Annotated in this window: 13 protein-coding genes and 1 pseudogene; 9 read left to right on the top strand and 5 right to left on the bottom strand. The window is 70.4% G+C overall.

Annotation, left to right across the window (positions count from 1 at the left end; translation table 11 throughout):
• Position 1 precedes the first annotated feature (1 nt).
• Both OG948_RS58940 and OG948_RS58945 read left to right on the top strand, forming a co-directional pair.
• A complete protein-coding gene (locus OG948_RS58940; protein WP_331773276.1) occupies positions 2 to 1,996 on the top strand; it encodes an aconitate hydratase in 1,995 nt (664 codons plus the stop codon).
• 89 nt (positions 1,997 to 2,085) lie between these two features.
• Positions 2,086 to 3,318: pseudogene (locus tag OG948_RS58945) on the top strand (NADH-quinone oxidoreductase subunit D); the annotation flags it as partial.
• A gap of 168 nt (positions 3,319 to 3,486) precedes the next feature.
• On the opposite strand, the gene OG948_RS58950 reads toward OG948_RS58945, so the two are convergent.
• The 3 genes from OG948_RS58950 to OG948_RS58960 all read right to left on the bottom strand — a co-directional run bounded on the left by OG948_RS58950 (position 3,487) and on the right by OG948_RS58960 (position 5,111).
• Entirely contained in the window at positions 3,487 to 3,906 is a 420-nt protein-coding gene (locus OG948_RS58950) for a hypothetical protein (protein WP_331773278.1), read from the bottom strand.
• 256 nt (positions 3,907 to 4,162) lie between these two features.
• Positions 4,163 to 4,729, bottom strand: coding sequence for an A24 family peptidase (locus tag OG948_RS58955; RefSeq protein ID WP_331773279.1), 567 nt, complete (start codon positions 4,727 to 4,729; stop codon positions 4,163 to 4,165).
• 211 nt (positions 4,730 to 4,940) lie between these two features.
• Positions 4,941 to 5,111, bottom strand: a complete 171-nt coding sequence (locus tag OG948_RS58960; RefSeq protein ID WP_406300854.1) for a hypothetical protein — start codon at positions 5,109 to 5,111, stop codon at positions 4,941 to 4,943.
• A gap of 1 nt (position 5,112) precedes the next feature.
• Between OG948_RS58960 and OG948_RS58965 the strand changes: the two genes are divergently transcribed.
• The 5 genes from OG948_RS58965 to OG948_RS58985 all read left to right on the top strand — a co-directional run bounded on the left by OG948_RS58965 (position 5,113) and on the right by OG948_RS58985 (position 10,070).
• Complete coding sequence (locus OG948_RS58965) at positions 5,113 to 5,715, top strand: hypothetical protein (RefSeq protein WP_406300855.1); 603 nt, start codon at positions 5,113 to 5,115, stop codon at positions 5,713 to 5,715.
• A gap of 5 nt (positions 5,716 to 5,720) precedes the next feature.
• Positions 5,721 to 7,043, top strand: coding sequence for a UDP-N-acetylglucosamine 1-carboxyvinyltransferase (locus OG948_RS58970; protein WP_331773281.1), 1,323 nt, complete (start codon positions 5,721 to 5,723; stop codon positions 7,041 to 7,043).
• Positions 7,040 to 8,056 carry a serine hydrolase domain-containing protein gene (locus OG948_RS58975; RefSeq protein ID WP_331773282.1) on the top strand — a complete coding sequence of 339 codons (1,017 nt, stop codon included), beginning with the start codon at positions 7,040 to 7,042 and terminating at the stop codon, positions 8,054 to 8,056. Before OG948_RS58970 ends, OG948_RS58975 begins: the two co-directional genes overlap by 4 nt.
• A gap of 24 nt (positions 8,057 to 8,080) precedes the next feature.
• A complete protein-coding gene (locus OG948_RS58980) occupies positions 8,081 to 9,217 on the top strand; it encodes a UDP-N-acetylmuramate dehydrogenase (protein ID WP_331773283.1) in 1,137 nt (378 codons plus the stop codon).
• Between the two features lie 205 nt (positions 9,218 to 9,422).
• Positions 9,423 to 10,070, top strand: a complete 648-nt coding sequence (locus tag OG948_RS58985) for a hypothetical protein (protein WP_331773284.1) — start codon at positions 9,423 to 9,425, stop codon at positions 10,068 to 10,070.
• Positions 10,071 to 10,160: 90 nt separating this feature from the next.
• On the opposite strand, the gene OG948_RS58990 is transcribed toward OG948_RS58985, so the two are convergent.
• Positions 10,161 to 10,403 (bottom strand): hypothetical protein, encoded by a 243-nt coding sequence (locus OG948_RS58990; RefSeq protein ID WP_331773285.1) that lies wholly within the window; start codon positions 10,401 to 10,403, stop codon positions 10,161 to 10,163.
• Positions 10,404 to 10,899: 496 nt separating this feature from the next.
• Here OG948_RS58990 and OG948_RS58995 point away from each other — a divergent pair, with 496 nt between their 5' ends.
• Together OG948_RS58995 and OG948_RS59000 are read left to right on the top strand one after the other, a co-directional pair.
• The gene (locus OG948_RS58995) at positions 10,900 to 11,142 is read left to right on the top strand and encodes a hypothetical protein (RefSeq protein ID WP_331773286.1); all 243 of its coding nucleotides are present in this window, start codon (positions 10,900 to 10,902) and stop codon (positions 11,140 to 11,142) included.
• Between the two features lie 162 nt (positions 11,143 to 11,304).
• Complete coding sequence (locus OG948_RS59000; RefSeq protein ID WP_331773287.1) at positions 11,305 to 12,162, top strand: hypothetical protein; 858 nt, start codon at positions 11,305 to 11,307, stop codon at positions 12,160 to 12,162.
• 237 nt (positions 12,163 to 12,399) lie between these two features.
• Here the strand turns inward: OG948_RS59000 and OG948_RS59005 are convergent, their stop codons facing one another.
• Positions 12,400 to 12,903 (bottom strand): nucleoside 2-deoxyribosyltransferase, encoded by a 504-nt coding sequence (locus OG948_RS59005; RefSeq protein ID WP_331773288.1) that lies wholly within the window; start codon positions 12,901 to 12,903, stop codon positions 12,400 to 12,402.
• Positions 12,904 to 12,921 lie beyond the last annotated feature (18 nt).

Below are 12,921 nucleotides of genomic sequence, written 5' to 3' on the forward strand. Positions count from 1 at the left end.
TGTGACCGTTCCCCCACAGGATCTGGTCGGTCCGTTCACCGTCGTGCAGCAGCTCATCGCCGCGCACCTGGTCGGAGGCCGGATGGTCACGGGCGAGGAGATCGCCCTGCGCGTCGACCAGACCCTCACCCAGGACGCCACCGGCACCCTGGTCATGCAGGAACTCGAAGCCCTGGGCCTGGACCGGGTCCGCACCGAGCTGAGCGTCCAGTACGTCGACCACAACATCCTGCAGGCCGACGAGCGGAACGCCGAGGACCACGCTTTCCTGCGCTCCGCCGCCCGGCGATTCGGCCTCTGGTACTCCAAGCCCGGAAACGGCGTCTCCCACCCCACCCACATGCAGCGCTTCGGCATCCCGGGCAAGACGCTGATCGGCTCCGACTCGCACACGTGTGCGGCCGGCGCGCTCGGCATGCTCGCGATCGGCACCGGCGGCCTCGATGTCGCCCTGGCCATGGCCGGTGAGCCGCTGTACGTGCGCATGCCCGAGATCTGGGGCATCCGGCTCGACGGTGAACTCCCCGACTGGGTGAGCGCCAAGGACGTCATCCTCGAACTGCTGCGCCGCCACGGCGTCAAAGGCGGCGTCGGCCGCATCCTCGAATACCACGGCCCCGGACTCGCACAGCTGTCCGCGATGGACCGGCATGTCATCGCCAACATGGGCGCCGAACTCGGCGCCACCGCCAGCGTGTTCCCCGCGGACGAAGCGGTCCTCGCGTTCCTGCGCGCCGAACACCGCGAGGACGACTACACCCCGCTCGCCGCCGACCCGGACTCCCGGTTCGACCTGACCGAGGACATCGACCTCGCTTCCCTCGAGCCGCTGGTCGCCAAGCCCACCTCGCCGGGAAACGTGGTGCCCGTACGGGATGCCGCCGGGATCCCGGTCGGCCAGGTCGTCATCGGCTCCTCCGCGAACCCGGGCCTGCGCGACTTCGCGGTCGCCGCGGCCATGGTGAAGGGCCGCCAGACGTCCGGCGAGGTCAGCTTCGATGTCAACCCGACGTCGCGGGAGATCCTCCAGGACCTGACCCGCATGGGTGCGACGTTCGACCTGATCGCGGCCGGCGCGCGCATCCACCAGGCCGGCTGCCTCGGCTGTATCGGCATGGGGCAGGCGCCCGCCGTCGGACAGAACTCCCTGCGGACCTTCCCGCGCAACTTCCCGGGCCGCTCCGGCACCGCCGACGACGCGGTCTGGCTGTGCTCGCCGGAGACCGCGGCGGCCTCCGCGCTCGTCGGCCACCTCACCGACCCGCGCGCCTGGGCGCTCCGCGAGGGCATCGACGCACCGCGCCTCGACCTGCCCGAACAGGCGGCGGTCAACACCGGGATGCTCGAACCACCCCTGTCGCCCGACGAGTCCCGCGGCGTCGAGCTGGTCCGCGGCCCGAACATCTCGGCACTCCCCGAACTCGACCCGCTCCCCCGGGAATGGGACGGCCCGGTACTGCTGAAGGTCGGCGATGACGTGTCCACCGACGAGATCTCCCCGGCCGGCGCCAAGGCCCTACCGTACCGCTCCAACCTGCCCAGGCTCGCCGACTTCACGCTCACCCGCATCGACCCCGACTACCCCGGGCGCGCGCGCCGGGCCGGACCGCACCTGATCGTCGCGGGCGACAACTACGGGCAGGGATCGTCCCGCGAACACGCCGCCATCACCCCGAGGCTGCTCGGACTGCGCGCGATCATCGCCAAGTCGTACGCCCGCATCCACTGGCAGAACCTCGCCAACTTCGGCGTCCTGGCCCTGGAGTTCACCGACCCGGCGGACTACCACCGCATCGAACAGGGCGACCGGCTGCATCTGGCGGACCTGCACGCCGCGCTCGCCGGCGATGCGGAACCGCGGCTGGTCGTCCACAACGCCGACAAGGACGAGGACTACCAAGTCACCCACCGGCTCTCGGCGCGCCAGCGCGAGAACGTGCTGGCCGGCGGCGTCATCCCGGCACTGGCCGCCCGCCGCGACGGAGGCCCGACATGACCGGAGAACAGGCAGGCAGCGCCCCCCGCGAAGTCTTCGTCGACTCCGGGCAGGAGCTGACCGAGGCCGTCGCCGAGATGGGGACGGCGCCCGAGGAGCGCATCGTCGTCAACCTCGGCCCCCAGCACCCGTCCACACACGGCGTGCTGCGGCTGATTCTGGAACTCGACGCCGAGCGCGTCGTCGAGGCACGACTGGGCATCGGCTACCTGCACACCGGCATCGAGAAGAACTGCGAGTACCGCAACTGGACGCAGGCCGTCATGTTCCTGACGCGCGCCGACTACCTGATGCCGGTGTTCAACGAGGTCGTCTACTGCCTCGGCGTGGAACGACTCCTGGGACTGACCGGCCCCGACGGGGACCAGGTCCCCGAACGCGCCCGCGTGCTCCGCGTCATGCTCATGGAACTCAACCGGATCTCCTCGCACCTGGTCGCCATCGCCACCGGCGGCATGGAACTGGGCGCGCTCACCGTGATGACGTTCGGGTTCCGCGACCGCGAACTGGTGCTCGACGTGTTCGAGGCGGTCACCGGGCTGCGGATGAACCACGGGTACGTCCGACCGGGCGGCCTGGCCCAGGACCTACCGCCCGGCGCCGAAGCGAGCGTGCGCGAACTGCTGGACGTGTTGCCCGGGCGGATCCACGAGTACGAGCAACTGCTCGACGACAACACGATCTTCCGGTCGCGGACCGTCGGGATCGGCTACCTGGACCTGACCGGCTGCATGGCGCTGGGTGTCACGGGTCCGATCCTGCGGGCCACCGGGCTCCCGCACGATCTGCGTAAGACCCAGCCGTACAGCGGGTACCAGGACTACGAGTTCGACGTGCCGACGCTGGACGGCTGCGACGCGTACGACCGCTACCGGCTCCGGATCGCCGAGATGAAGCAGTCGCTCCGCATCGTCGAGCAGTGCCTGGACCGCCTCGAGCCAGGGCCGGTGATGGTCGAGGACAAGAAGATCGCCTGGCCCGCCCAGCTCGCCCTGGGGCCGGACGGGCTCGGCAATTCGGCCGAGTACATCCGTACGATCATGGGTACCTCGATGGAGTCCCTGATCCACCACTTCCGGCTGGTCACCGAGGGCTTCCCGGTCCCGCCCGGCCAGTCGTACACGGCCGTGGAATCCCCGCGCGGCGAACTGGGCTGCCACCTGGTCTCCACCGGCGGACCGCGACCGTACCGCGTACACCTGCGCGACCCGTCGTTCGCCAACCTCCAAGCCGTCGCCGCGATGATCGAAGGCGGCCTGATCGCAGACGTCGTGGCGGCCCTGGCCAGCACCGACCCCGTCCTCGGCGGCGTCGACCGCTGAATCGGAGAAGCGTGACTGTTCGTCGTCGGCGGTGAGCAACAGGCCGACGTGGCCGAGGGCTTCACGGGGGAGGGTCCACGCTCCGGTGAAAGAGAAGCGTGGCGGGTCGGGCGCCGTCGGCGTTTGCGGGCGCGGGTCAAGGCCCGGCGCACCTGTTCGATCCAGGGGTTAACCGGGAGGTCGGCAGGGGTCTTGTGTTCGGGTGGCGGTTCGCGAGTCCAGGTAGTCCAAGAACAGCGATTGCAGATCCGGGGTCAGAGCGATGACGTCCTCGCTCGTCGGGACCAACGTCAGCCCGCCTCCCTTGGGGATGCCGCGGTGAAATGCGGCGTCGACCCTGCGTGCCTCGAACAGACGCCCATCCGCAGACAATACGAGGCTGTGTTCGCTGTAGCCGGTCTCCGGTGCGAACATCGCCAGTTCCCAGCCCTTGCCGACCTCCTCGAAGACTCGCACCAACTGTGTCTTGCGGCCGAACAGGCCGGCCTTCTCCTTGCGAGTGTCGATGTGCAGGAACAGTGATACGAGCTTCCGTGTGGGCAGCCGCCCGGCCACGTCGGCCACGAAGGTGGCGAGCTCGGGAGTCATCCGAACTCCCCGGCGCGAGTCGATGCCCGAGAGTCTGAGGCGCTCCCGCTCTTCCGCGAACTTGATCTGTTCGATCTCGTGCTCCCGCCTTCGAGCATCGTCGATCGGCCCCATCCGCCACCCCCATGTCCCTGGTGCCGGGCACGTTAGTCCGTGACGGGCCGTCGTGACTCACGAACGGCGAAGAACCACCGCGCGAGGGCACGGAACGAGCCGGGTGCGAATCGTGGTCCGCCGGCTCCGGGTGTTCGGTTGTTCAGTGCCCGGTGAGCACGATGACGGTCGTTGCCGCGCCCAACAGGAACGGCCCGAACGCGATCGCCGTCCCGCTCGCGGCTCGTGCCACTGCTCTGCGGCCGAGGAGGTACAGCGCCGCGCACAGGTACGCGAGGACGAGGGCCCGGGCGAGCGCGCCCCAGGACGACCACCCCAGGATCAATCCGACCAGGCCCGCGACCTTCACGTCGCCCATGCCCATGCCGCCACGGGGGAGCGCCAGGAGGAGGTGGCCGGCCAGTGTCGTGGTCATCGCGAGCAGCGCCCGCAGGTAGGCGTTCGCGTCGAGGGGGATCGCCAACAACACGGCCAGCAGCGGGTATCCGGGGAGGGTGAACGCGTCGGGCAGGCGCATGAGCCTCACGTCGCACACCACCAGGACCGGGGCGATCAGGACGAACACCAGATGCGCGGGGAGGTCGCTTCGTGCCCCGAACCGGGTCGCGGTGGCGAGGCCCGTGATCACGCCGACGATCACGATGGGCCATCGGTCCCGGCGCAGCACGCGGCGCACGTCCTCGTCCAAACGTATCGGGGATGTCCGCATCGAGGGATCCTGTCACTCGAGCCGATCGAGGTGAAGTGTCTGCTCGCCGTGTTGGCGGCACCGGACTTGCCCGTCGGGCGATCGCGGTCGTCGCCGACCGGCGGTGTCGCCGGTGGCACCTGCGCCGCGTTCTCGCCCGGACCGGGAGATGTCGGGCTCCGGGTTGTCGGCCCGGGTCGGTTGCCGCGTCGGCTGCTCGATCCTCGACGGTCTACAGGGCGGAACCCGAGATTCGGGCCAGTGCGCGCGGGAAGCGCTCGAGGAGGGAGACGGGTTGGAGGGCGTGTTCGGCGCGCAGGAGGTATCCGACCGGGGAGCCGCTCATCGCCGCCTCTCGCGAGGCGGCGGTGGCCTGGCGCAGTGCGACCAGGCCCAGGGCCACCGTGCCGCAGGTTGCGACGCCGGTTGCGAGGGAGCCGGCCATCGCCGCCGACCTGGCCCGCCTCACCGCCACCATCGCCGACGTCCACCCCGACGCGCGCCTGACCGGAGCCGTCCGCATCGAGGACGGGGCAAGGATCGAGGCCGGCGCCACGATCGTGGGACCCGTGCTGATCTGCGCCGGCGCCGTGATCGGGTCCGGTGCGGTGATCCGCGACCACACCGTGATTGGACCGGGTTGCCGGATCGCGGGCGGCGCGGAGATCACCCGCAGCCTCCTGGCCGGCCGAGTGCTGATGGTGCATCAGGCGTTCGTCGGCGACTCGATCCTGGGCCACAAAGTCAACGTCGGCGCGTTCTGCACCACCACCGGCATGCGCGTCACCGGCCCGGTGACCGAACCCGCCACCGACGAGATCACCCTCGTCCTCGACGGCGAGCGCATCACCACCGGCCACACGAAGTTCGGCGCGGTGATCGGCGACGGCGTTGCCCTCCCCGCCGCAACCGTCCTCAGCCCCGCCACCCTCATCGGCCCCGGCACCGTGATCCTCCCCCGCAACCACGTCGGCGGCGTCCTGCCGCGCGGCGCCCGAATCAGGTGACCCCCGTGACCACCACACACCCCACCACCACGACAACCGGGGCCACGGACAGTCTGCGGATCACCGGCGGCACGCCCCTCACCGGCACCGCCACCATCCAGGGCAGCAAGAACATCGCCCTCCACCTCTACGCCGCAGCCCTGGCCTGCGACGGCCCCACCGTCCTGCGCAACACCCCCGCCATCGTCGACACCGACGTATGCGCCGCGATCCTGCGCCACACCGGCGCCGAAGCCGACCACACCGACCACGAGTTCCACGTCACCCCGACCGACCGCCCGATCCCCGAGACCCACCCCACACTGGGCGGCCGTGTCCGCATCACCACCATCCTGGGCGCCGCCGTCCTGGCCCGCGCCGGCCACGTGAGCATGCCCCGGCCCGGCGGGGACGCGTTCTGCCTCCGCCTGATCGACCGCCATCTCGCCGCGATGACCGAGGCCGGCGCCACCATCATCGACGACGGCCACACCATCCGCGCCCACCTCGGCCCGCACGGGCCGCGCCCGTTCCGTGTCGACGTGAACACCCCCTACGGCCCGAGCATGGGCGCCACCGTCACCGCACTGCTGCTCGCCGCCCGCGCGCCCGGGAGCAGCCTGATCACCCACCCGAGCATCGAACCCGAAGTCGTCAACACCGCCACGTTCCTCGCCGCCGCCGGCGCGGGCATCCACTGGGCCGACGACGGACTGCACGTCACCGGCACCGACCACCTCACCGGCGGGGCACACACCATCCCCGGCGACCGGATCGAGGCCGCCACCTGGGCGATGGCCTGCGCCGCCACAAGCGGCCACGTCCTCCTCGACGGCATCACCCTGGCCGACCTGCCCACCGGGCTGACCACGCTTTTGACCGACGCAGGGGTGACCCTGGCCGACCTGCACCACGCCGTCGCCGTCCCGGCCCCCGACCGGCTCTTCCCGATCGCCGCGAGCACGGGCCCACACCCGGGGCTGCCCACCGATACCCAACCCCAACTCACCGCCATGCTCACCCAATCCCGCGGCACCTCCACGATCACCGAGACGATCTACCCCCGCCGCGACACCCACGTCGCCGGCCTCCGCGCATTCGGCGCCGACATCGCCACCGACGGCCCCCAGATCCGCGTTCGCGGACCCGCTCGACTCCACCCCGCCGACGTGCACGGCGAAGACATCCGCGCCGCCACCGCCTACCTCATTGCCGCCCTGACGGCCAACGGAACGTCTACGATCCGCGGCATGTACCACCTCCGACGCGGCTACCAGCGCCTCCTGCCGACCCTCGCCGCGCTCGGAGCCCACGCCATCCTCACCACCCCGGAGAACCCCCACCCATGAGTCCGACGCCGTTCGCACGCACCGACGTCCAAGCCCTGCACGACGCCCTCGTCACCACAGGGGGCAGCCCCGGCGGCATCGTCGTCTGCGGCACGTCGACCGGGCAGCGGCACACCATCACCGCAGGCGTCGTCGCACCCGAGTGCGGCGACGCCCCACCCACCGAACACACCGCCTACGACGCCGCGTCCCTGACCAAGGTGATCGCCACCTGGCCGCTGATCGGCCGAGCCCTCGACACCGGACTCCTCGACCTCGACACCCCCATCGACACCCACCTCGCCCCGATCGCCGGCGACGCCCCCGGCGCCGACGCCACCATCCGCCGACTCCTGACCCACACCAGCGGACTGCGCGCCGAGACCCGCCTCGACCGCTACCGCGGCAACCCCACCCCGCTGGCCGAACTCCTGTGCCGCGAACCCCTCGACGAACCCCCGGGCCGCCACCGCTACCTCAACCGCGGCTTCATCCTCCTCGGCCTGGCCCTGACCCACGTCCACCGGCGGTCGCTGCACGAACTCGCCACCGAACTGTGGACCGACCTCGGCATGCCCCACACCACATACGGACCCGTCGCTCGCGGCCCGAACGTCGCCCCCACGGAACAGCGTCTCGCCGGAGCACCCCGGATCTGGGGCGGAGTCCACGACGACAACGCCGCCCTCCTCGGCGGCGTCGCAGGACACGCCGGCGCCTTCACCACCGCGGCCGACCTCGCCGGCTACGCCGAACACCTCCTCGACCCCGAACACCCGCTCCACACCTGGCTCACCACCTCCCGCACACCCCACGCCCCGGTCGAACCCGGCCTCGACCGAGGACTCGCCTGGCTCGTCGCCGACGACGGCCACATGCTGTACCACCACGGCTGGACCGGCACCAGCCTGTACCTCGCCCCCACCATCGGCCGCTACATCACGATCTGCACCAACGCCGTCTACCACGGCCCACCCAGCCCCCGCCTCGCCCCACTGCGCACCCTCGCCCGCAAGACCCTCACCATCACCTGACCCCCACCACCTCGGAGGTTCACCATGGGTGACCTTCTCGCCGACCACACCACCCTGCGTCTCGGCGGCCCCGCCGACGAACTCCTCGTCCACACCGACCCCACCGCCTGGCCCGACCTCCTCGGGGAACTGCCCTGCCAACCGTGGGTGTTGGGCGGCGGCAGCAACGTCCTGGCACCCGACGCCGGACACTGCGGCGTCGTCGTGATCATGGCCACCCGAGGCATCACCACCACCCACGGCCCGCGCGACACCGTCGAAGTGACCGCCCGCGCCGGCGAACCCCTGGCCGACCTCGTCGCCCACACCGTCGCCCACGGCCTCTCCGGAATCGAATACCTGACCGGCATCCCCGGCACCGCAGGCGCCGCGCCCGTCCAAAACGCCGGCGCCTACGGACAGGAGATCGCCGACACCCTCACCACGCTCACCGCCCACGACCACCACACCGGCCGCACCGTGCGCCTGACCCGCGAACAATGCCGATTCGGCTACCGCACCAGCCGCTTCAAGACCCAACCCGGCCGATTCACCATCCTGGACATCACCCTGCGCCTGACCCCACGCAGCCACGCCGCACCGATCACCTACCGGCACCTGGCCCAAGCCCTCGACGTCGTCCTCGGGGCGACGCCACCACTGGCAGAAGCCGCCGCAGGCGTAGCGGCCGACCGCGCGGCACGCGGACTCCTGCTGCCCGCCCACGGCCCCGACGCCCGCCAGGTCGGCTCCGTCTTCCTCAACCCACCCGTCACCGCGCACCAGGCCACAGCCGTACGCGCGGCGGGAGGACCCCTCCACCGCACCTCGGACGGCACCGAACGCGCCAGCGCGGGCTGGATGATCCAACGACTCGGACACCGACCCGACTCACCGCTGGGCCCCGGCATCTGGTGCTCGACCCTCCGCGCACTGACCGTCGTCGCCCGGGAGAATGCCACCGCGACCGCATTCGCCGACACACTGGCCGGCTTGGTGACCGACGTCGAAACAACCTTCGGCATCCGCCTGCGCCCCGAACCGAACACGCCCCACTGTCGACTGGCGCAACCTCTTCGAGGGTGGTCCGCAGCCGTCACGGGGCACGATGCCGACCCACGGGACGCCACGCCGGCGCCGGCCACCGATCTTCGTCCGCGTGCCGGCAGTCCGGTGTCATGATCCGAAGGAGACCGGACGATGTCGCGCGGGCGAGTCGTCACGTTGCCGTAGCCACAACCCCAACACCTCGATCGACCTGATCTCCTGACGCCGCGCGTTGCCCGGCTTCGACAGGCCGTCCGGATTGCCCTCGCCGTCGGCGATCCCTGAGCAATCCCCCCGACGAATCCGCTTCACGTCAGAGTGGGCTGACAACCTTCCGCCCATGGACATCAAGGCGCCTACGGCGGATCAGAAGCAGAGGCTGCGGGACGACCACGTGGCACATCGCACGTGGCTCCGGGAGAAGGAGATCAATGAGCAGCCCTATGACATGAAGGAAATTCCCTACACCGGGCTCATCCTGGCCGGCCTTCTGGATCCGGAGTCTGCCCCTTCGGTGTGCCACGCTCTGCTCGCCGGCCATGATCCATCGCTGCGGACCGACGATGTCCGGGTGCTGTGGCCCTACTGCCCGTCCAGCGGTGTCGGTCTCGTGTTCGAAGTCCACCGGCCGGATCGTCGCGAACTCGTGGTGGTCGAGCACAAGCGCTTCCGTTCCCCCTCCCACGCCCCGGGGTACAGGACCAACCCCGGCGCCCCTTGGCAAACCGACGTGGCCCACGAGGCCGCGACCAGTGACTACTGGCCCCAGTGGATGCACGAGACCGACCCGGAACTCCCGGTGAGATTCGTCGTCCTCGACGGCTACGGAAAGCCCATGGACCAGATGTTCCCGAGCGGGCTCCGCAACGAGCATTGGGCGGTTACCGGCTACTCGCAGTTCGCAGCGATCCTGAGAGCCGAGCACGACCGGGGAGTGAGAGGGCTGATACCGCTGCTCAGCACCCTCTTTGCCGGCCGGGAGTCGTAGCGACCCCGCCCCATGGCCTTGATCGGCCCGCCGGCCGGCGCCCCCTTGGCTCGGCGGGCCGACCGGCGTACCGGACGCAGCTCACAGCCGTCAGTAACCGGTGTCCCAGCCCAACGTCTCGGCGACCACCGGGATGCCCGTGTGCAGGGTGAAGATCGTCCCGAGATCGGCAACGGGATTCAGGTTGCTGCCCACCTGCTCGAAGTGGTCGGCAAGGCAGCCCTCTTCCAGGGAGTCCAGGACGTGCCACGGCGGTCGATGGGTACCGCGCTCACCGGTTTGCGTCCCGAACGTGACCGATCGCGGACCTCGTCGCGGCTGTGCAGGTCCCATCGCAGCGTCTTCTCCTCGGTGTGGACGGACACCGTGGAGTCGAGGTCATGCCGGGCGATGCCATCACACATTCGTCGGTACGCAGCGATCCGCGCGGCGCGGTACACCGGTTCGGATCCACCGGCCCACATGTTGTTCACGGCCGCTCCATTCGCAGCGCATCACCGGTGATAGCCGACGCATGACAACAGATCACTACGATCACTCCGGACATCGGGGACTTTGTCTCCCGCATCCCTGTTGACCGCCACTCAAAATGAGCACCAGGACGGCGCTCCTGCCGAGCGCGAGAAGTCGGAGTTCGTGGCCACGCTGTCGGTGTGGTGCTCACCCTGTCGTCCATCCGCATCCAACTCCCGGACAGCAGACATGCTCGGGAACAAATCCGAGTCAACCTGTCCCACCCGGTACGGCTGGACGTGCACGGTTCACCGACGGTCGAGGTTCATGCCGAGCCTTGATCGGACGCGGCGGAGATGCTTGCTACCCTGCGGGCGTGGGTACCGACTCCGTCCAGACGCTGACCGTAACCGCACGCGAGGTAGTCGACCGGAAGTTCGACACCTCTGCCTACCCCTACCGTCATCTCGCCGTGGTGCAGGTTGCCAAGATCGGCACTCCGGACAGCCAGATCCCACTGGTCATGAGCGCCGTGGAGATGCTCGACCAGGCCGGCTGGAGCCTTGCCGGCTTCACCATGGCCAACCGTACTGTCGTCGCCGTCATGCGCCGGCGGTAGAGGCCAGGGGTTCTCGCCAGTCGGCCCACCGAACGGTAGCCACAGCGCGGAGCGTCGTACAGCTCGTCGTCACGCGATCGGACGCTGTGCACGTTCGACCGCGCCTGGCTGTTCAGGTGGCCTCGTACGCCGCCGACGACTGCTGCGCCGCTTGCGCTCCTGGTGGAGGTCCTTCCCAACGGGGTCACCGGAGCCCGCCACACGCTGCCGGATCTTCCCGAGCCGGACTTCACGCTGGTCGACGTGCCCTTCCAGATCGGCGCCGAGGGGCTGCACCCGGCGCGGATGCTCCGCGACCGCGTGCGCAGCCTCGACCTGCGCAGGGCCGCGCTGATCGTCACGGCATCCAAGGACCTGTCCCTGCCGGGACTTCGCGCGGCCCTGGTCGTCTCCAGGAACAGGCCACTGCTCGAGCACCTCTCCCGGGACCGCTTCGAGCGGATGGCCACGAGCGGCAACCCCATCGGGGAGACCGTCATGCTCTTCCACACCTCCCTGCTGCCCGTCCTGGAGGCCTCCGCCGCACGCACCCGCGAACTCGTGGAGACCGCGCGGGACCGTGCCCGACGCGCCCGCCTGCCCGACCTCCCCGACGAGCGGACGTACCGGGACGTCCGCGACCACCTCACCGCCATGGGCGAGCGCTTTCGCCGCAACGCCCGTGCCCTCGAGGACCCGCAGTCGCCGCTGCGCCCGATCACCGGCGTGGGGGCGGCGACGGGCTTCTCGGCGTTCGCGGAACTCGCCGCGCCTCGAGGGGACTTCCTGCGATGGGTTACCCGGTGCGGCGGAGCGGGACTGCGGCTGAACCCCACCGTCGTCCACGGCGGCACCTCCGCCGCATGGGAGGGCCTGTACCCCGGCGGGCAGCTGCTGCGCGTCAACCTGTCCGAGGACCCGGTCGCCTTCGATCGGGGGCCGGCCCTGCTGAGGTCCCACGTCGAGCACTCCGGCGGCTCCATGCGCCCACCGCGGGCATCGGTCGAACCACGGCGGAGGGACGGTGGCACGGGGTCCTGATCGGGCGCGGTGGTGGCGAACGTTCTCCCTCGTGCCGGGAGGTCGACGGCCAGCGCGCCCGCGCAGGTGGCCACTCGTGCCCGTTTCGCAGGCGTGTTCTCGATCGACGGCCGGCACGGAGACGGCACACCTGCGGCGACGGCCTCCACGACGGGAGCCCGCCCGGATCCTCCTTGCGGAGGCCGGGCGGGCGTGTGCGTGGATGGGTTTCGGTTTCCGCGGTTCGGGGGCCTTGCGTCAGCGGGTTGCGCTCGGATCGGGCACGCGGTGTCCCTGCGCGAGGGTGTTCGACCCGAGGAACACCGTCACGGCCGTCACGAGTTCGTCGAGGGTGTGGCTGATGCCGTGGTCGAGCGCGTGGTCGATCATCAGGTTGTTGGTGCCGGTGCCGCCGAATCGGCGGCTGTCGGTCTGTAGGCCGAAGCAGGGTTTGTTCCAGGCGTGGGCCAGGCCCAGTTCGACGCAGGCGCCCTCGTCGGGGACGCGACCGTCGAGCACGATCACGAACAGGTCGCATGCGGCGACCGCGGCGACGTCCTTGTCGAACAGTTCGCGGGAGACGGTGGCCTCGTCCAGTCCCCGGCGGACCATCTCGGCGCCCTCGCCGCCGTCGCGTTGGGGCAGGTAGGTGTCCAGGCTGGCCGTGTGCAGCCGGGCGTCGAGCAGGAGGTTGAACGTCTTCTCGGCATCGTTGAACAACGGCGCGGCCACGTACGCCCTGCGCCGAGCCTCGATCGTCACGACGGCCCTTTCGTGTTC

This window comes from Embleya sp. NBC_00888, assembly GCF_045207655.1.
In the GTDB taxonomy this organism is placed as follows: Bacteria; Actinomycetota; Actinomycetes; order Streptomycetales; family Streptomycetaceae; genus Embleya.